General features: G+C 35.9%; 16 protein-coding genes. 4 read left to right on the top strand and 12 right to left on the bottom strand.

Annotated elements, in window-relative coordinates:
* Nucleotides 1-92: 92 nt before the first annotated feature.
* Both dnaE and JMA43_RS00720 read right to left on the bottom strand, forming a co-directional pair.
* Nucleotides 93-4,475 (bottom strand): DNA polymerase III subunit alpha, encoded by a 4,383-nt coding sequence (gene dnaE / locus JMA43_RS00715; protein ID WP_342153928.1) that lies wholly within the window; start codon nucleotides 4,473-4,475, stop codon nucleotides 93-95.
* A 181-nt stretch (nucleotides 4,476-4,656) separates the two neighbouring features.
* Complete coding sequence (locus JMA43_RS00720; RefSeq protein WP_342153929.1) at nucleotides 4,657-5,106, bottom strand: ferritin-like domain-containing protein; 450 nt, start codon at nucleotides 5,104-5,106, stop codon at nucleotides 4,657-4,659.
* Between the two features lie 284 nt (nucleotides 5,107-5,390).
* Here JMA43_RS00720 and JMA43_RS00725 point away from each other — a divergent pair, with 284 nt between their 5' ends.
* The gene (locus JMA43_RS00725; protein ID WP_342153932.1) at nucleotides 5,391-5,822 is read left to right on the top strand and encodes a TerB family tellurite resistance protein; all 432 of its coding nucleotides are present in this window, start codon (nucleotides 5,391-5,393) and stop codon (nucleotides 5,820-5,822) included.
* 72 nt (nucleotides 5,823-5,894) lie between these two features.
* Here JMA43_RS00725 and fbp read toward each other — a convergent pair whose 3' ends face one another.
* Nucleotides 5,895-6,908 (bottom strand): class 1 fructose-bisphosphatase, encoded by a 1,014-nt coding sequence (fbp, locus tag JMA43_RS00730; protein ID WP_342153934.1) that lies wholly within the window; start codon nucleotides 6,906-6,908, stop codon nucleotides 5,895-5,897.
* 113 nt (nucleotides 6,909-7,021) lie between these two features.
* On the opposite strand from fbp, the gene JMA43_RS00735 reads away from it, so the two are divergent.
* From JMA43_RS00735 to JMA43_RS00745, 3 genes are read left to right on the top strand one after another with little or no spacing between them, the layout of a single operon-like run.
* A complete protein-coding gene (locus tag JMA43_RS00735) occupies nucleotides 7,022-7,504 on the top strand; it encodes a GNAT family N-acetyltransferase (RefSeq protein ID WP_342153936.1) in 483 nt (160 codons plus the stop codon).
* On the top strand, nucleotides 7,504-8,754 hold the full coding sequence (locus JMA43_RS00740) for an aspartate kinase (protein WP_342153938.1): 1,251 nt from the start codon (nucleotides 7,504-7,506) through the stop codon (nucleotides 8,752-8,754). Before JMA43_RS00735 ends, JMA43_RS00740 begins: the two co-directional genes overlap by 1 nt.
* A 59-nt stretch (nucleotides 8,755-8,813) precedes the next feature.
* Entirely contained in the window at nucleotides 8,814-10,622 is a 1,809-nt protein-coding gene (locus tag JMA43_RS00745; protein WP_342153940.1) for a lysophospholipid acyltransferase family protein, read from the top strand.
* 60 nt (nucleotides 10,623-10,682) lie between these two features.
* Here the strand turns inward: JMA43_RS00745 and JMA43_RS00750 are convergent, their stop codons facing one another.
* The 9 genes from JMA43_RS00750 to JMA43_RS00790 all read right to left on the bottom strand — a co-directional run bounded on the left by JMA43_RS00750 (nucleotide 10,683) and on the right by JMA43_RS00790 (nucleotide 18,211).
* Nucleotides 10,683-11,006 (bottom strand): ArsR/SmtB family transcription factor, encoded by a 324-nt coding sequence (locus tag JMA43_RS00750; protein ID WP_342153942.1) that lies wholly within the window; start codon nucleotides 11,004-11,006, stop codon nucleotides 10,683-10,685.
* A 107-nt stretch (nucleotides 11,007-11,113) separates the two neighbouring features.
* Nucleotides 11,114-11,461: a TM2 domain-containing protein gene (locus tag JMA43_RS00755; protein WP_342153944.1), complete on the bottom strand. Its 348-nt coding sequence runs from the start codon at nucleotides 11,459-11,461 to the stop codon at nucleotides 11,114-11,116.
* 89 nt (nucleotides 11,462-11,550) lie between these two features.
* The gene (locus JMA43_RS00760) at nucleotides 11,551-12,009 is read right to left on the bottom strand and encodes a DUF1801 domain-containing protein (protein WP_342153946.1); all 459 of its coding nucleotides are present in this window, start codon (nucleotides 12,007-12,009) and stop codon (nucleotides 11,551-11,553) included.
* Between the two features lie 3 nt (nucleotides 12,010-12,012).
* Entirely contained in the window at nucleotides 12,013-12,957 is a 945-nt protein-coding gene (locus JMA43_RS00765) for a 2-hydroxyacid dehydrogenase (protein ID WP_342153948.1), read from the bottom strand.
* A 121-nt stretch (nucleotides 12,958-13,078) separates the two neighbouring features.
* Nucleotides 13,079-13,369 (bottom strand): hypothetical protein, encoded by a 291-nt coding sequence (locus JMA43_RS00770; RefSeq protein ID WP_342153950.1) that lies wholly within the window; start codon nucleotides 13,367-13,369, stop codon nucleotides 13,079-13,081.
* Between the two features lie 328 nt (nucleotides 13,370-13,697).
* Nucleotides 13,698-15,050: a magnesium transporter gene (gene mgtE / locus JMA43_RS00775; protein WP_342153952.1), complete on the bottom strand. Its 1,353-nt coding sequence runs from the start codon at nucleotides 15,048-15,050 to the stop codon at nucleotides 13,698-13,700.
* A 113-nt stretch (nucleotides 15,051-15,163) separates the two neighbouring features.
* Nucleotides 15,164-16,030, bottom strand: coding sequence for a 16S rRNA (adenine(1518)-N(6)/adenine(1519)-N(6))-dimethyltransferase RsmA (gene rsmA / locus JMA43_RS00780; RefSeq protein ID WP_342153954.1), 867 nt, complete (start codon nucleotides 16,028-16,030; stop codon nucleotides 15,164-15,166).
* A 24-nt stretch (nucleotides 16,031-16,054) separates the two neighbouring features.
* Entirely contained in the window at nucleotides 16,055-16,366 is a 312-nt protein-coding gene (locus JMA43_RS00785) for a DUF4286 family protein (protein WP_342153956.1), read from the bottom strand.
* 63 nt (nucleotides 16,367-16,429) lie between these two features.
* Nucleotides 16,430-18,211 carry a tetratricopeptide repeat protein gene (locus JMA43_RS00790; RefSeq protein WP_342153958.1) on the bottom strand — a complete coding sequence of 594 codons (1,782 nt, stop codon included), beginning with the start codon at nucleotides 18,209-18,211 and terminating at the stop codon, nucleotides 16,430-16,432.
* Nucleotides 18,212-18,254 lie beyond the last annotated feature (43 nt).

Below are 18,254 nucleotides of genomic sequence, written 5' to 3' on the forward strand. Positions count from 1 at the left end.
TTCAATCAATCTAAGTCTGATTAAATAGTATTAATCGTTCCATTTAAAATCAAAAAAGGCTTTTGAAATATACATTTCAAAAGCCTTTTTTGTTAATTCAATTTATAAATTACTTCTTGCTTTTTTAGCTCTTGCAAAAGCTCATTAGAGATATTTACTTTTTGCTTTCTGCTTGGCATTGTCAACTTAATTTCATCGTCCATTTCATATACAATAAAATTCAAAATATGCTCGCCAGCATGGTTGCGTAAAATATCTTTTAAAGTATCAATACGTTCATCTTTAATTTCGTCGAGTTTCATTTTTATGGTAAGCTTTTTGGCATAGCGTTCCATCACATCTTGCAATTGCTCCATCGAGTTAAATTGCAATCTTGGGTCTCCACGTTTTCCTGTCTCCCTATTCGTCCAACCTTCTCTCACATACGCTTTGATATATATAAAAGAGTTTATCATTAAGAAGTGACGAAACTTTAAATACTCTTCGCCAAACATTCTAAATTCATACGAATCTGTGTAATCTTCAACAATAAAAGAAGCCCAACCTTTTCCGTTTTTTGAAACGCGATGTTGCACATCGGAAATCACACCTGCAAAAGCAATTTCATTACCTACGATAGCTTGTAAATTATTAAAATGTCCAACAGTTCCGTTACAGAAAACTTCAATTTCGGTTTTAAAATCATCTAACGGATGCCCAGAAATATAAATCCCTACAACTTCTTTTTCTCTTTTTAACTTTTCCATGGTTCCCCAAGTATCGCAAGGCGGAATTTGAGGCTCTGGAATTTGCACATCACTTGCTTCTCCAAACAAACTTACTTGTGCCGAATTTTCATTTTCTTGAAATTTCGCACCGTATTTAATTGCCTTTTCTAAAAAGGTAATTCCGTCTCCTTCAGAATGAAAATATTGCGCTCTGTGTGTATCTCCAAAAGAATCCAAACCACCAGCCAACGCCAAGTTCTCGAAAGCTTTTTTATTGGCCGCTCGTAAGTCGATTCGTTTTGCTAAATCGAAAACCGACTTGTACTTTCCTTCTTCACGTCCGTTTACAATAGTGTCTACTGCACCACGCCCAACACCTTTGATGGCTCCCATTCCGAAGCGAATAGCACCATCTTTATTTACGGTAAATTTATAATACGATTCGTTGACATCTGGCCCCAACACTTCAATCCCCATACGTTTACATTCCTCTAAAAAGAAAGTTACTTGCTTGATATCGTTCATGTTGTTCGATAATACCGCTGCCATATATTCTGCAGGGTAATTTGCTTTTAAATACGCCGTTTGATAACCAATCCACGCATAACAAGTAGAGTGCGATTTATTGAAGGCGTAACTCGCAAAGGCTTCCCAATCTTTCCAAACTTTCTCAAGAATTTCTCTGGAATGGCCTTTTGCTTCTCCTCCGTCCAAAAACTTAGGTTTTAGTTGCTCTAGCAGGGCAAAAATCTTTTTCCCCATTGCTTTACGAAGTACATCGGCTTCCCCTTTTGTAAAACCTGCCAACTTCTGAGAAAGCAACATCACCTGCTCTTGGTAGACTGTAATTCCGTAAGTTTCTTTTAAATATTCCTCCATAGCATCGAGATCGTATTTAATCTCTTCATCGCCATGTTTTCTTCGGATAAAACTCGGAATGTATTCTAGCGGACCAGGTCGATACAGCGCATTCATCGCAATCAAATCGGCAAAAACTGTCGGTTTTAAATCCTTCATGTGTTTTTGCATTCCAGCAGATTCATACTGAAATATCCCTACCGTTTCACCACGTTGAAAAAGCTCGTACGTTTTTTCATCATCTAAAGGAAAATCATCTGGATTTAAATCAATACCGTGTTTATATTTTACAAGTTTTACGGTATCCTTGATAAGCGTTAATGTTTTCAGCCCCAAGAAATCCATTTTTAACAACCCAGCACTTTCTACCACCGAGTTATCAAATTGTGTTACGTATAAATCGGAATCTTTAGCAGTAGATACAGGAACGAATTTGGTAATATCATCTGGGGTGATAATCACTCCGCAGGCATGAATTCCTGTGTTCCTTACCGAACCTTCTAACACACGTGCTTGATTTACAGTAAGCGCTTCTAAATCTTCGCCATCAGCAATATTTTTGAGTTCGTTTACCTTATCGATTTCTTCGGCTCTCAAACTGCTTTTCAATTTGGCGTCGTCCAAACTAAAAATCTTTCCGAGTTTCATATTCGGAATCAGTTTCGCTATTCTATCAGCATCGTGTAAAGGCAAATCCAAAACACGCGCAGTATCTCGAATAGACGACTTTGCCGCCATAGTTCCGTAGGTAATAATTTGCGCTACTTGATTGGCACCGTATTTTTCGATTACATAATCCATTACGCGACTTCGACCTTCATCGTCAAAATCGATATCGATATCTGGCAGCGATACCCTGTCTGGATTTAAAAACCGCTCAAAAAGTAAATCGTAATGAATTGGGTCGATATTGGTAATTCCTAAACAGTAGGCAACTGCCGAACCTGCTGCCGAACCACGACCTGGGCCAACGGAAACATCCATATCTCTAGCGGCTGCAATAAAATCTTGCACAATTAAGAAATACCCTGGATACCCAGTATTTTCAATAACGCTCAGCTCAAAATCTAAACGCTCTTTTATTTCATCTGTAATTTCTGGATAACGCTTTTTAGCCCCTTCATAGGTAAGGTGTTTTAAGTATTTATTTTCACCGCGTTTTCCATTATCAAGTTTGTCTTCTTCCACCTGAAATTCCTCTGGAATATCGAAAGCAGGTAAAAGTACATCTCGTGCCAACTCATAAGGCTCTACCTTGTCTACAACTTCTTGAATATTAAAAATAGCGTCTGGAAGGTCTTTAAAGATTTCCTTCATCTCATCGCCACTTTTAAAATAATATTCTTGGTTTGGCAAACCATAGCGGTAGCCTCGACCTCGACCGATAGGCGTGTCTTTTTTCTCTCCGTCTTTTACACACAACAAAATATCGTGTGCATTGGCATTTTCTTTATTTATATAATAGCAGTTGTTGGTAGCAATCAACTTTACTTGATGTTTATTTGCCAAATTCACCAACTCGCTATTTACTCTATTTTCATCTTCTTGGTTGTGGCGCATTACCTCCACATACAAATCGTCTCCAAACTGATTTTTCCACCAAAGCAACGCTTCTTCCGCTTGAACTTCTCCAATATTTAAAAGCTTACTAGGCACTTCACCATACAAGTTCCCAGTGAGTACAATGATGTCTTCCTTGTATTGTTCTACTACTTTTTTATCAATTCTAGGTACGTAATAAAACCCTTCAGTATAAGCAATAGACGACATTTTTGCCAGATTGTGATAACCATTTTTGTTTTTGGCGAGCATCACAATTTGGTAACCATTATCTTTTATTGATTTATCCAAATGGTTTTCACACACATTCAACGTACAACCAACAATTGGTTTTATAGGGATTTCGGTAGGCTCTTCGCCATTGGCAATAGCCTCTTCATTTTTGGCTTTTACCGATTTGTTGTGGTTACCAACTTCTTTTACAAAATGAAAAGCTCCCATCATGTTTGCCATGTCGGTTAATGCAACCGCAGGCATTTTGGCTTTTGCTGTGGCAGCAACAAGATCTGGAATGCTTGATGTTGCCTGAAGAATTGAAAACTGAGAATAATTATGAAGATGTGCAAAACTCGCATCTTTTAAATCTTTAATATTCTGTTTTAATTCTTCTGTTGAAATTTCTTCTGAAGGCGCCTCTTTTGCAAGTTGTTCTCTAATTTCATCGGAAGCTTTTTTTAAATTGATATGCTTTAGCCCGATGAGTTGAATTGGCTGTGGATGCTCTTCTGAAAACTCTCTAAAATACGACGGCGCAACATCTAATTCTTCCGCAGTAAAAACTTCTTTCCGAATAAGTTCTAAAAAACAACGTGTAGTTGCTTCCACATCGGCAGTTGCATTATGCGCTTCAGCAAAAGGTTCGTTAAACAGATATTCGTGTAATTCGGTAAGTGTTGGCAATTTAAATTTACCTCCACGCCCTCCTGGAATTTTACACAAAGCCGCTGTAGTTTCGGTACAAGTATCCAAAACGGGAAGTTCGGTTAAATTGGTTTCAACACCAGCTCGATACAGCTCGGCACCCATAATATTAACATCAAAGCCAACATTTTGCCCAACTACGTAGGTTGTTTTTTGTAGTGCCTGATTAAATTTTTCGAGTACTTCATTTAGCGGAAGTCCTTCTTGAGCTGCCAATTCGGTAGAAATACCATGTATTTTTTCAGCATCAAAAGGGATATTAAATCCTTCTGGCTTAATTAAATAATCCTGATGTTCGATTAAATTTCCCATGGCATCGTGCAACTGCCATGCAATTTGAATTGCGCGAGGCCAATTGTCTACATCGGTTATGGGAGCATCCCATCGCTTCGGTAAACCAGTGGTTTCTGTGTCAAAAATCAGGTACATAAAACTATATTTCTTTAAGAATGAAGTGATTAGTCGTTTTCAAACTGAATCCTTAAAATTACGGATATTTTTTAGAGAAAAAAGTAGATTTGAAGAAGAGTTATCAACTTTTATAAAAAGAAAAAACCGTCTAAAAAATGATGTTTTTTTAGACGGTTTGTAAAATTTTATTGCGCTAATTCTAAGAAACTATTTGCTCGTAGCGCTTGGCATTGTTTACCGAATTTTGAACGGCATTTCGTTGACGAGTAAGCATTGCACGTGTTGATTGTGGCAAGGAAGTTTGGTTTAAAACCTCATTATAATCTTCTAAACTTGCTTCTTCACCACGTTGTACTTCCTCCAAAATAGCCTCTTCATCGTTGCTAGCTACGACCGATTTAATATCCATCCAAGCACGATGCACATTACCCGTAATACTACCCGAATCGGTTGGTTTTTCTCCAAACGAAATAATTTCTCGTTTTAATTCATCTGAAAATTTTTCACGCTCCAATGCTTTAGTTTTAAAGTATGTTTTTAAATTGGTGTTCTTAACGTTTTCACTCGAATTTAAAAACCCTTTTTGCGCATCGTAATTCTTTTCTAAAAGTTCATTAATTTTTCCTGAAATTTCTTCTGTATAACTCATAACTCTATTTTTTATTTGGTTAATAAAATCATTATCAAGCTACTAAACATCTTGTACGACAGCAAATTACAATTACACTTTAAACAATTTTTAACCAATAATCTTAAAAGAAATACAACAAAGTCGTTGAATACGTATGTATTTGTTAATGTTTTTTAGAAGTCTGAAAACAAAATAAAAGTTTAAATGTGTATAAATAAGTAGTTCTGAAAAAAATAGAAAAATTTCCTCATTTTAATATAAGGGTTTATTTATCTTTGTGCGCACATTAAAAAATTACATTGATGTCTATTTCAGATTTATATTCTAGCGGATTTAGTGAAAGAAACCGCGATCATTTTGCAGCTATTGTAAGAGTTGCACTTTCTGACGGAGCCATTAACCCAGAGGAAAAAGCATTTTTAGACCGATTGGCAAAAAACTTAGATATTTCGGAGGAATTATATGAAGAGATTTTAGAAAACCCTTCTGCTTTCCCAATCAACCCTCCAACTTTATACAACACAAGATTGGAGCGTTTGTATGATATTGCACGTATGATTCACGCCGACCATATTACTGATGAAGACGAATTTAAAATTATGATTCGTTTGGGAGTTGGACTTGGTTTTAACCCTGCAAACGTTGAATTCATTATGAAAAAAGCGTTGTATTTGGTAGATATAGGTGTTGATCTAGATACTTTTATTGAAGAAATAAAACACATGAATCGTTAATCCGATTCTAACCTATCATAAAAAAAGCTGTTCCATGGAACAGCTTTTTTGTTTTCAAGTATATTCGAAATTTTAGTTGGTTTTATAATCTGCTATAAACGATTCTGCTTTGGTCACCATATTTTTACTTCCGCAGTAAAAAGGCACCCTTTGGTGTAATTCTGTTGGCTTAATATCTAAAATTGCCTGCGAACCATCACTAGCCTTTCCTCCTGCTTGTTCTGCCAAAAAGGCCATTGGGTTGCATTCATACAACAAACGTAATTTTCCGTTCACGGCTTTACTACTTTCTGGGTACAAAAAGATACCACCTTTAATCATGTTTCGGTGAAAGTCAGACACCAACGAACCTATATATCGCGAAGTATACGGACGATCATCTTCTTCCATCTGGCAATATTTTATATACTTTTTAACTCCTTCTGGAAAGTGCACATAATTTCCTTCGTTTACAGAATAAATCGAACCGTCTTCTGGATACTGCATATTTGGGTGCGATAAATAAAATGTTCCGATTGCAGGGTTTAAAGTAAAACCATTTACACCATGCCCAGTAGTATACACCAACATTGTAGATGTACCGTAAACTATGTAACCTGCAGCAACTTGATCGCGCCCTGGTTGTAAAAAATCTTCAATGGTAACAGGCGTTCCGATAGGTGTTATACGTCGGTATACCGAAAAAATTGTTCCCACAGATACATTTACATCGATATTACTCGAGCCATCTAGCGGGTCAAACAACACTACATATTTATTTTGATTATTGTTGTCGTAGCTGTTAATTGCCACAAAATTATCTTCTTCTTCTGAAGCAATTCCGCATACAATTTCTCTGTTCGTCAACGATTGTATAAACTTTTCATTTGCCAAAACATCCAACTTTTGTTGGTCTTCGCCTTGCGCATTTATATCGCCACTCGAACCTAAAACATCTACCAATCCGGCTTTGTTCACCTCATGGTTTACAACTTTTGCTGCCAGTCGGATGGCGTTAATTAGTTTTGATAATTCTCCTGTAGAATACGGAAAAGCGCGCTGATTTTCAATAATAAACTCGCCTAGTGTTTTGTTTTTCTTGGTCATAACGGTTTTTGTGTTTTTACGCTCACAAATATCGACATTTTTGTGAAACTACATCGTTTTCGTGAAATTTCATTTTTATGTAATTATAACTATAAGTTATATTTGTAACAGATATGGAGTTTACAATTAGACAAGCAGAAGAAAAAGACATGGCACAAGTACTTGAACTCATTCAAGAACTTGCTGATTTTGAGAAAGAACCTGATGCCGTTGAAGTTACTATCGAAGATTTAAAGAGAGATGGCTTTGGAGCACAGCCTTTATTTAAATGTTTGGTAGCCGAATTAAATAACAAAATTGAAGGAATGGCATTGTTTTACAACCGCTATTCTACTTGGAAAGGCAAAACCATACACCTAGAAGATTTGGTAGTTCGACAAGATAAAAGAGGTACCGGAATTGGAAGTGCACTTTTTGCTGAAGTAATTAAATACGGACACAAGCTTGGCGTAAAACGTATAGAATGGGTGGTACTCGATTGGAACACCCCAGCTGTTAAGTTTTACGAAAAAAATGGTGCCTTAATTTTAAGAGATTGGGATACCGTACAATTAGACGAACAAGGAATTAAGAATTTTATAGCAAATACAAATTAATGAGAATTTTTAAATTTGGAGGAGCCTCTGTTAAAGATGCCGATGGGATAAAAAATGTTGTAAATGTATTACAAACAGTAGGTCACGAAAACACCTTGTTGGTGGTTTCGGCTATGGGAAAAACAACCAATGCGATGGAAGTGGTTGTGAAAAATTATTTTGAAAATAAAAGCGAGTTAAATGCTTCTTTTGATGAAATTATTAGCTATCATCACGCTATTCTAACCGATTTATTTCAGAATGAAAAACACCCAATTTTTGCTAAAGTAAAAGGCTTAATCGAGCAAGTTCAAGGTTTTTTAGCGTGGAACAAATCGCCTAAATACGCGTTTGTTTACGACCAAGTTGTAGGCTACGGAGAGCTTATTTCTACCACTATTTTGAGTGCTTATTTTGCTGAAGTAGGCATTAAAAACAAATGGCTAGATGTTAGAGATTATATTAAAACTGATGATAGTTACAGAGAAGGTATTGTAAATTGGGAAGAAACTCAAAAGAATATTTCGCAACATATCGATCAAACCTGCTTGAACATCACACAAGGTTTTCTTGGTAGCGACGACAATAATTTTACAACAACTTTAGGTAGAGAGGGGTCTGATTATACTGCTGCAATTTTTGCGTACTGCCTCAATGCCGATTCTGTAACAATTTGGAAAGACGTTCCAGGTGTTCTTAATGCCGATCCTCGTTATTTTGAAAACGCCGAGCTTTTAAACAGAATTTCATACCGCGAAGCCATCGAGCTTGCATTCTACGGAGCTTCTGTAATTCACCCAAAAACTTTACAACCGCTTCAAAGAAAAGAAATTCCGCTTCACGTAAAATCGTTTATCAATCCAAAAGAAGATGGAACGGTGGTAATGAAAGGCAAAGGAATTACGCCAAATGTGCCTTGTTTTATCGTGAAGAAAAATCAAACTTTATTAAAACTTTCATCCCTAGATTTTTCATTCATTGTTGAAGAAAACATCAGCGAAATTTTTAAAATTTTCAGTACACATAGAATGAAAGTAGATTTAATTCAAAACTCTGCTATTAGTTTTTCAGTGTGTGTTGAAAATAAATTTAATAGGTTAGACGATCTTCTAAAAATACTTAAATCGAAATTTAAAGTTACGCACTACGAAGACGTATCACTCTATACCATAAGACATTTTAACGAAAAAGCCATCGCTTCTTTACAAAACGGACACGAAGTTTTACTAGAGCAGCGCACGCAAGAAACCGTTCAGTTGGTTGTAAAATAAAGCAAGAGCTCAGTTTCTTTTTCTATATTTGTATTGATTAGACCTCAATATAACTTTAAATGGGATTAGTTACCGCAAAAGAAGTAGCGCAAGTAATTAACGCAGATAAGTACGGTATTTTTGGGACATTAAGTGGTTGGACACTGATGAAAATATTGAACATATCTACGATTAATAAAGTATACGACAAGCATAAAGAAAAAACTGGATTAGACTTTCTGAATGCCATCTTAGACGAATTTGAAATTAATTTTGAAATTCCAGAGGAAGACTTAAAACGACTTCCAAAAGATGGTGCTTTTATAACTATTTCAAACCACCCGCTGGGAGGAATAGACGGAATTTTATTGCTGAAATTACTCTTGGAACAAAGAGCTGACTTTAAAATTATTGCCAACTTTTTGCTACACCGTATCAAACCAATGGCGCCTTACATTATGCCTGTAAATCCGTTTGAGAGTCATAAAGACGCCAAAAGTAGCGTTGCTGGGTTTAAGCAATCGTTAATGCATTTAAGAGAGGGACATCCGCTTGGAGTTTTTCCTGCTGGAGAAGTTTCAACCTATCGAGATGGTAAACTTATTGTAGACCGCCCTTGGGAAGAAGCCGCTATGAAACTTGTAAAACGTGCAGAAGTTCCTGTGGTTCCTATTTACTTTCATGCCAAAAATAGCAAATTATTTTACCGTCTTTCTAAACTGAATGACACCCTGCGCACGGCAAAACTTCCTTCGGAAGTATTAACGCAACGCAACCGTGTAATTCGCGTGAGAATTGGGCGTCCCATAAGTGTAGATGCACAACAAGAACACGAAACTCTTGAAGAATTTACCGATTTCCTCCGAAAGAAAACATACATGCTAGCCAACGCATTTGAGGAAGGTCGCTTATTTGATAAAGTGCCAACAAGTTTTAAATTTCCGCGTTCTCCAAAAGAAATCATTACCCCAGTAAGCAAAGATTTAATGGAGAAAGAGGTTAACGATTTAAAAGAAAAAGACCTACGCTTACTGCAAAGCAAAAACTACGAAGTCTTTTTAGCGAAGGCAAACCAAATGCCTTATATCTTAAGAGAAATTGGTCGTCTTAGAGAAATTACTTTTAGAGAAGTTGGCGAAGGCACAAACCAAGCCATCGACACCGATGAGTTTGACGAATACTACCACCATCTCTTTTTATGGGATAATGAAGCGCGCGCTATTGTTGGTGCCTACAGAATGGGAATGGGTTCTGAAATTTTTAAAGCTAAAGGAATTGATGGATTTTACCTTCAAGATCTTTTTAAATTTGAACCCGAATTATACAAAATGATGAGCGAATCCATCGAAATGGGACGCGCATTTATTGTGAGCGATTATCAGCAAAAACCTATGCCACTCTTTTTACTGTGGAAAGGAATTGTGCATACAACACTTCGACACCCCGAGCATAAATATTTAATTGGTGGTGTGAGCATCAGTAATCAGTTTTCAAACTTCTCAAAATCACTGATGATTGAGTTTATGAAATCGCATTATTGGGATCCGTACGTAGCACAATATATTAGTCCGAAGAAAGAGTTTAAAGTAAAACTTAAAGATGCCGACAAAGAGTTTGTTTTTGATGAAACAGAAGCCGATCTAAACAAATTTGATCGTTTAATTGATGAAGTAGAACCAGGAAATTTAAGACTTCCTGTATTAATCAAAAAGTACATCAAACAAAATGCAAAAGTAGTTGCCTTTAATGTCGATCCGCTTTTTAATAATTCGGTAGACGGACTTATGTACATTAAAATTGCAGACTTACCCGAAAGTACTGTAAAACCTGTAATGGAAGAATTCCAAGCAGAATTAGAAAGAAAACTAATGGAAGACGGAGAACAATAGTTTTCCCCATTATTCGAAATAAAAAAGGCTGTTTAAAAAATTTAAAACAGCCTTTTTACTTTATTGTGCGCCCTGTTGCGTTTCGTTGAAAAAGGAACCAACAGACTGCTTTACTTCATATAACTTATCAATATTAATACTGTAACACGTTTTTTTACCTACGTGTTTCCCAATAATTAAATCTACTTTTTTAAGTTCTACTAAATGCTGAGAAATAGTAGCTTGAGCCAAATCTATATCTTTCACCATATCGTTACAGATACACTCTGGATTATTGCTTATGTATTGAAGAATTGCAATTCTAGCAGGATGCCCCAAAGCTTTAAATGTCTTTGAGAGTTCGTTCTGCTCTAATGTATGCGCTAACATTTTTGTAAACCCCATAATATTTTATTTATGCTGAAAAAGAAATGGGGGAAATAAAAAAAGAAGGTCTGAAAAGAAAAACTAAATCTTTGCTTTACACATTTCAGACCGTCTTTAACTCTATATTAGAACCAAGGTTTTCTACCAACTTGGTACGTATTATAAAACTCAGCGTCAGATTTTGTAAGGTAAATAATACCTTCAATAATACCAATAATATAAATGATTGGTGCTAAGATTCCGCATGATAACACAGAACACAAAAGCATAATAATACCTTCTTTTTGGTATCCTAAAATAAATTTATGAATTCCAAACGTTCCCAAAAGGATCGCTAAAAGTCCAGCTACAATCTTCTTATTATCCTGACTGTTTAATGCCTCTTGTGCGTTATCTGCAAATTCTTGTGCTGATTCTTTTGCTTCATGGGCAAATTCTTTTGCCTTTTCCTCAAATTCTTTTTCGTTGCTCATTTTTTTAAAATTAGTTAGTAAGCTAAATTAACAAATAAACATCAGAAATAACTACCGTAATCGTAGAATTACGGCATTTTTTCGATACTTTACTTTTTCTTAATATTCGCTTGGTAAAGTGCAATCCAATTTTCCACACTCATTTTCGAAACCAACCCGCCTATTAAATCAAGTGGAATAGTATCAATTTTTTTAAACCGAATACAACTTTTACCCATGTCTAATTTTAATTTTGAATGTTTTGGATATTCTGAAACAAACCAATTATTCAAAACCTCATCGGCATACAACCCCATATGATACAACGCAATATAATTTTTCTGCGAAGCAATATTGATAAAAGGAAGTGGCAAATCGGGGTTGCAGTGATAGCCCGCTGGGTATAAACTATGAGGAACTACATAACCAATCATTCCGTAATTTAAAGTTTCTTCAAAACCCTCGGGCAAGTTCTTTAAAATAACGTTGCGAAGCGACATAAAAACTTCTCTCCGCTCGTTTGGAACAGCAGTCAAATATTCAGTTACGGTATGTATTTCCTCGCTCAAAACTTAATTCTTTTCTATAAAAGTCGCCTTTATTTTGTCGACAATGGTTTGTGCAAGCTTCACTTTGCTTTCTACCGTCCAACCTGCAATATGAGGTGTTAACAACACTTTATCCGATTGTATTAAATACTGAAGTGCATCAGGCATTTCTTCAGAAAATAAATTCTCGAAAGATGCTTTTTCGTATTCCAAGACATCTAACCCTGCTCCTAATACTTTCCCCGATTTTAGTGCTGATACTAAGTCTGCAGTTACTACACTTTTACCACGAGCAGTGTTTATAAACCAAAACGACTTATGAAACGAATTGATAAATTCTTCATTAATCATTCCCAAAGTTTGTGGCGTTTGTGGCGTGTGTAAACTCACCACATCTACTTTCTTGGTGAATTCTAAAATTCCAACTTGACGTGCATTTTCATCGCCTACTCCTCCAACAATATCGTAGCAAAGTACATCCACATCAAAACCTTTCAGTTTTTTTGCAAATGCTTTTCCCATATTTCCGTAACCTATAATTCCTACGGTTTTACCATCAAGTTCTAAACCTCTATTTTCTTCCCTTCTCCAAAGTCCGTTTCGAACTTCTTTATCAGCAATTAAAAGTTTATTAAACAATGAAAGTAACATTCCTAAAGCTTGCTCTCCAACGGCATTTCTATTTCCTTCTGGAGCATTAAAAAGCTGTATTCTCAACTCTTTTGCAACTTCTGTGTCGATATTTTCTAATCCTGCACCTACGCGTCCTATAAATTTCAATTGCGTAGCACTCCTTAAAAAATGAGCATCTATTTTTATTCTACTGCGGATGATAATTCCGTCGTAATCTTTAATTTTTGCAACAACAGTTTCGTAACTCGAAGTATAATCTGTATCGTTTTGAAAACCTAATTCGGCCAATTGCTCAATCATGAGCGGGTGATTTGTATCTAAATGAAGTATCTTCATTCTTATTATTTTTAATGCATATTTTCAAGTTTACAACTTGTAAAACAGCAGTGTATTTCTTACTACAAAGGTAATTTATAAAAACAGGAAACGGAAAAATAAAGCAGATTATAACACTTCGTTACGACTCCTGCGGAAGTGCGTCGTAATGGTTTTTTATGATGTTTTTTAGTGCTATTATCCGTTTCTCCTGCATATGAAAATGGTGAGTCAATTCTTTGTGCAACGTAGGAGAAACATCTTCTTTAATCAAGGAAGCTACCACAAAAGTGCTTTTTTCTTCCAACTTTAAAGCCTTTTTAAACAGGTATGCACTTTTATCGCCCTGTAAATACAACTTAAAAGTAAGCATTGTTATGTAGAACGACACCTCAATTTGCGACTTAAAAAGTTGAAGTTTATGCTCGTTCATAAAAGCATCATTCATTGTTGAACAAAAATTGCTTTTATTGAAGAAACTCTCTTCGTAAAAAATTTTAAGTTCACTTGGCGATATGTAATATTGACACTCATTGTATGTTTCCTTTAATTTACAATTAAGGACGTACAATTTTATAAGTGAACGTTTGGTTGATTTACTATATCGCTTGAATTCTTTCATAAAAAAATTCCCTAAGGTTGGTGAAGCTTAGGGATTATAATTTAGTAAAATTAATATAAGTATACTTATGTGAGAAAATTTATATAGCTATTTAACATTCTTTTTCGTTAAAAAACAAAATTTTCTATATGAATTACCACTAAAAGCCCAAAATAAACTTGGCAATTGAGAAATATATCAAAATCCCAAAAACATCGTTACTTGTGGTAATAAAGGGTCCTGTAGCAACCGCAGGGTCGATTCCTTTTTTGTCTAGAAAAATTGGAATAAAAGTCCCGATAATTGCAGCAATAATAATTACTGTAATAAGCGCAGCTCCAATAGTAGCCGATACTAAATACGAAGTATGAAATAAAAAGTGACTAATTATTAATACTACAAAAGCAATAGCACTTCCGTTGGTAAGTCCTAATAAAAACTCTTTCCCGAGACGTTTCAACATCTCTCCTTTTATGGTGTCGTTGGCAAGACCTTGCACTACAATTGCAGATGACTGTACGCCCATATTCCCAGCCGTAGCTTGTATTAATGGCACAAAACTAAGCAGGATTGGTTCTTTTAAAGCACCTTGAAAACTTCCAATAATACTAGCAGCTCCCAAACCACCAAACATTCCAATAAGCAACCAAGGTAATCGCGCGCGCGTAAGTTCCCAAATACTATCATCGGCTTCTACATCTTGTGTAATACCCGCCGCTAACTGATAATCTTTTTCGGCTTCCTCGCGAATTACATCCACAATATCATCAATGGTAATACGGCCAACCAATCTTCCCAATTCATCAATTACAGGAACGGCTTCCAAATCGTATTTCGACATCAATCTTGCTACATCTTCGCCTTTGTCGTGCACCGTTACATAATCCACTTTTGGGATATAAATATCTTTTATTTCTGCTTTTGTCGAAGTCGTCAACAGGTCTTTTAACGACAAACGTCCTTTTAATTTATCATCGTTATCAACAACATAAATCGAGTGTACACGCGTTACATTTTCCGCCTGCCTACGCATTTCTTTAACCGATGCAAGTACATTCCAATTTTCATTAACCTTTACCAGCTCTTTCGCCATCAAACCCCCAGCCGAATTTTCATCGTACCGCAATAACTCCACAATATCACGAGCGTGCTCCTTATCGTCAATCTGCGCAATAATTTCATTCACACGTTCATCTGGAAGCTCCGCAATAATATCGGCAGCATCATCCGTATCAAGTTCGCTAATTTCCTCCGCAATTTCCTTCGCCGATAAATTCCCTAAAATCTGCTCCCTAATATCTTCATCAAGCTCGGTAAGCACATCCGAAGTCTTCTCACTATCCAACAACTTAATAATATAAGTCGCCTCTTCGAGGTTCAGCTCGTGTATAATTTCAGCAACATCGGCATAATGGAAATCTTCCATCATATCAAGCAAGGTCGCATCGCCCCTACTTTCAATAAGGTTTTCTATTTCCTCAATAAGCGCTTCGCTAAGTTTAAATGGAGTCATATTTCTATTATTTTTTGGGCACACGCCCATTTTTCAATGGTCGCCAGGCTATCCGCTATATCCCAAACGCACTTCGTTTTGTTTGGGGATCCCGCTCCTATCCTTTGTGCAGCTTACACAATATCTTTTTCAATTCGAGTGGTTAGATGTATAAAATCGTCCACACTCATCTGTTCAGGTCTTCTATCAAATATAGCATCTTCTTTTAAGTTATCGCTCAACTCAAAAACTTTTAAGCTATTTCGCAATGTTTTTCTTCGCATTCCAAAGGCTGCTTTTACCACTTTAAAAAACAAACGCTCGTCGCACGGAAGCGAAAAATCGGCTTTACGAATAAGTCGCAACACACCAGAATCAACCTTTGGTGGCGGATTAAAAACTGTTGGTGGTACGGTAAATAAATACTCAGCATCGTAAAACGCTTGCACCAAAACCGATAAAATTCCATAGGTTTTATTTCCCTCTTTCTCGCAAATACGTTGGGCTACTTCCTTCTGAAACATCCCAGTAAATTCTGGAATTTGCGCTCGTAAATCCAACATCTTAAACACAATTTGCGAAGATATATTGTACGGAAAATTTCCTGTAATTGCAAAAGGCTCTTCCCCAAAAAGCAATTGGGTGTTGTACTTTAAAAAGTCAGCTTCAACAACCTCAAAATCTCTTTTAATTGTAGCAGGCCTTGGATGCTCCAGCAAAAAATTCTGACGCAAATACACAATCGATTCACTATCCAAATCCATCGCAACTAAATCAATATCTTTTTGCAATAAATATTTGGTTAGCACCCCTGTTCCAGGACCAATTTCCAAAACCTTGCTGTAATTATTCAAGGTAAGTGTATCACCAATACGTTCGGCTACACTTTCATCGGTTAAAAAATGTTGCCCTAAATGCTTTTTTGCCTTTACAGGAGAATCTTGCTGACTTACTGCCTTTTTATAAGGTTTGTAATCAAACTTTTTTTTCTTTTTACTCATAGCACTTTAAATGCTAAGAAAGCTTTAATGCTCGCTTACAATTTCTAATTCTGTTCTAAAAGATACCATTTTATTAGCAAATTTTTTAAGAGCTTTACTTCTTAATGCATCTGCATCTTCAGCGTAATAACGCTTTAGAGTATCTTTATCTTTGGTAAAATATTGCACCGAATACGTGGTTCCTCCCATTTCTTCTTCTACCAACACTTTAGTCATTATAGCATTGGAAAATTTTCCTGTGGCAAGCATTTCTGGAATGTGCTCCTCCTTCATCCAAAGCAACCAATTCGCCTCGGCTGTTTCTTCAATATTTGTAGTTACGTTATAAATATACATGTGTTCCGTGTTGAATGTTCAAAATTAAGCATCTTAAGAGGAATTTCCCTTTTTTAAGTGCTTTTAATTAATGGCGTCGCCACGTAGGGTTCGGTATTCTTTTCGAGCATCGATAAAATAAATGCTGTCTTGATGCTCAAAAATTATACGCTCTAAAAGCTTTTTTGCAAGTTCGGGTTTGGATAGTTTTTTAATATAAAGCTGTGCCAAGTTATACAAAGCGTCGTCCATTAAAATATCTTCTGGGAAAAACTCTATAATTTTTTGATAGTTTGTTACTGCCTTTTCGTAGCTATTATTTTTCTCCAACAAACTCGCTTGTAACAACAACGCCTCGTCTTCAATAGGTTCGCCCTTGTGGTCTTTCAGAATAATATCGAGTAAGTTTATTGCTTGTGCTTCGTTCTCCTGAAACGCAAGTAAATCGGCTTTGGCATAAAGTTTCAATGCTGTTTGCGTTGAATCGGCTAACTTATTATCAGAAATTAAAAGTTTCAACTGCAAAGCATCGTTGGCGATAAGTTGCGAAGTAGACGACTTTAAAACTTTTAGCTGTGTTTCTGCCCAATCAAAATCGCCTTTATAAAAACTTGTTTGCGCTACTTTAAACCGAGCTTCTTGCCCTAAAACATCATTTTTTAAAGCCTTTTGTACTTGCGAATAATAAATTAGCGCTTGGTTAAATTGTTCGTCGAACACCAAAACATCGGCAGTTGCCATTCGTACTTGTGCTTCAGAAAATTTATTTAAGGGTAATGCAATCGCTTCTTTTAAAACCGATAAAGCTGTTGCCGAATCATTTTTTACAAAGGCCAAAAATTTAGCGTAAGCCACTTGAACTTCTATGGTTTGCGGAGTAATGCCGTATTCGTTTAACAACGCTTGATACTCCTTTTCAATTTTATCGATATTTTTTTCTGAATGTAAATCAATCGTAATTAACTGAAGCTTTGCATACATCAACAACTCTTGGTCTTGAGTTTGTTCTACAACAAATTGGAATATTTGACGTGCGGTTTCCGCATCTTCATTGTCGTACGCAATAACTCCCAACTCAATAATAGTGTTTAAAGAAGTAACTTCCGAGCGCTTATAAATCGCTTTTTCCTGCGTAAATGCACTTTTGTAATCGTGTTGCTGAATAAAAAGCCAACTCAAAAGTTCGTTCCACAAAACGTTGGGATTGGTTTGCGAACGCTTTAAAACTATTTTCTTAAAAAGCACATTGTTTTCAGCACTGCCATCTTCAGAAATAAATCCGCTTAAATTCCTTTTTATTTGCCCTTTTAATGTTTCGCGCTCCAACATTAAATCCAAATACATTTGGTACATGTTTTCAATATCGCCTTGTTCGCCATAAATTAAAGCCAACTCGTAATTAAAATTAAATTTAGGCTCTAATTCCATTGCCGTTTTATAGGCTTTCATGGCGTAATCTAAAATTGTTTTTTGCCGAAAAGTTCCTCCAATTACATATACGTAATTCGGATTTTCGTTCAACATTTCGAGTGCCTTATCGTAATACAAAGTAGCTTTATCAGCTTCATTTTTCAACTGATAATTGTATCCTGCCTCGATAACATACGTTGGATTTGCATTTTTTTCTAAAGCCTTTTTAAGCAATATCGCTTCTGATTTTTCAAGCTGATTTAACTGCTGATAACAATTAACCACCGCCAAAACAAACGTACGGTTGTTAGGATTTTTATTATATAATTTCTGATAATAAACTACTGCCTTTTCAAAATCTCCCTTTTCAAAATACTGTTGCGCAATGGCTTCATCTTGAGCTGAAATTTTAAAAATTCCTATTAGAAAAAATATTATCAGAAGAAAAACTCTCACGAAAATTGATTGTTGTTTTAATGCTACTTTATACACTTCAGCA

The sequence above is a fragment of the Joostella sp. CR20 genome (genome assembly GCF_038433465.1).
Lineage (GTDB): Bacteria > Bacteroidota > Bacteroidia > Flavobacteriales > Flavobacteriaceae > Galbibacter.

Bases quoted from the DNA above. Each gene is read 5' to 3' on its own strand.
- dnaE (WP_342153928.1), bottom strand. From the start codon at position 4,475: ATGTACCTGATTTTTGACACAGAAACCACTGGTTTACCGAAGCGATGG.
- JMA43_RS00720 (WP_342153929.1), bottom strand. From the start codon at position 5,106: ATGAGTTATACAGAAGAAATTTCAGGAAAAATTAATGAACTTTTAGAA.
- JMA43_RS00725 (WP_342153932.1), top strand. From the start codon at position 5,391: ATGTCTATTTCAGATTTATATTCTAGCGGATTTAGTGAAAGAAACCGC.
- fbp (WP_342153934.1), bottom strand. From the start codon at position 6,908: ATGACCAAGAAAAACAAAACACTAGGCGAGTTTATTATTGAAAATCAG.
- JMA43_RS00735 (WP_342153936.1), top strand. From the start codon at position 7,022: ATGGAGTTTACAATTAGACAAGCAGAAGAAAAAGACATGGCACAAGTA.
- JMA43_RS00740 (WP_342153938.1), top strand. From the start codon at position 7,504: ATGAGAATTTTTAAATTTGGAGGAGCCTCTGTTAAAGATGCCGATGGG.
- JMA43_RS00745 (WP_342153940.1), top strand. From the start codon at position 8,814: ATGGGATTAGTTACCGCAAAAGAAGTAGCGCAAGTAATTAACGCAGAT.
- JMA43_RS00750 (WP_342153942.1), bottom strand. From the start codon at position 11,006: ATGGGGTTTACAAAAATGTTAGCGCATACATTAGAGCAGAACGAACTC.
- JMA43_RS00755 (WP_342153944.1), bottom strand. From the start codon at position 11,461: ATGAGCAACGAAAAAGAATTTGAGGAAAAGGCAAAAGAATTTGCCCAT.
- JMA43_RS00765 (WP_342153948.1), bottom strand. From the start codon at position 12,957: ATGAAGATACTTCATTTAGATACAAATCACCCGCTCATGATTGAGCAA.
- JMA43_RS00770 (WP_342153950.1), bottom strand. From the start codon at position 13,369: ATGAACGAGCATAAACTTCAACTTTTTAAGTCGCAAATTGAGGTGTCG.
- mgtE (WP_342153952.1), bottom strand. From the start codon at position 15,050: ATGACTCCATTTAAACTTAGCGAAGCGCTTATTGAGGAAATAGAAAAC.
- rsmA (WP_342153954.1), bottom strand. From the start codon at position 16,030: ATGAGTAAAAAGAAAAAAAAGTTTGATTACAAACCTTATAAAAAGGCA.
- JMA43_RS00785 (WP_342153956.1), bottom strand. From the start codon at position 16,366: ATGTATATTTATAACGTAACTACAAATATTGAAGAAACAGCCGAGGCG.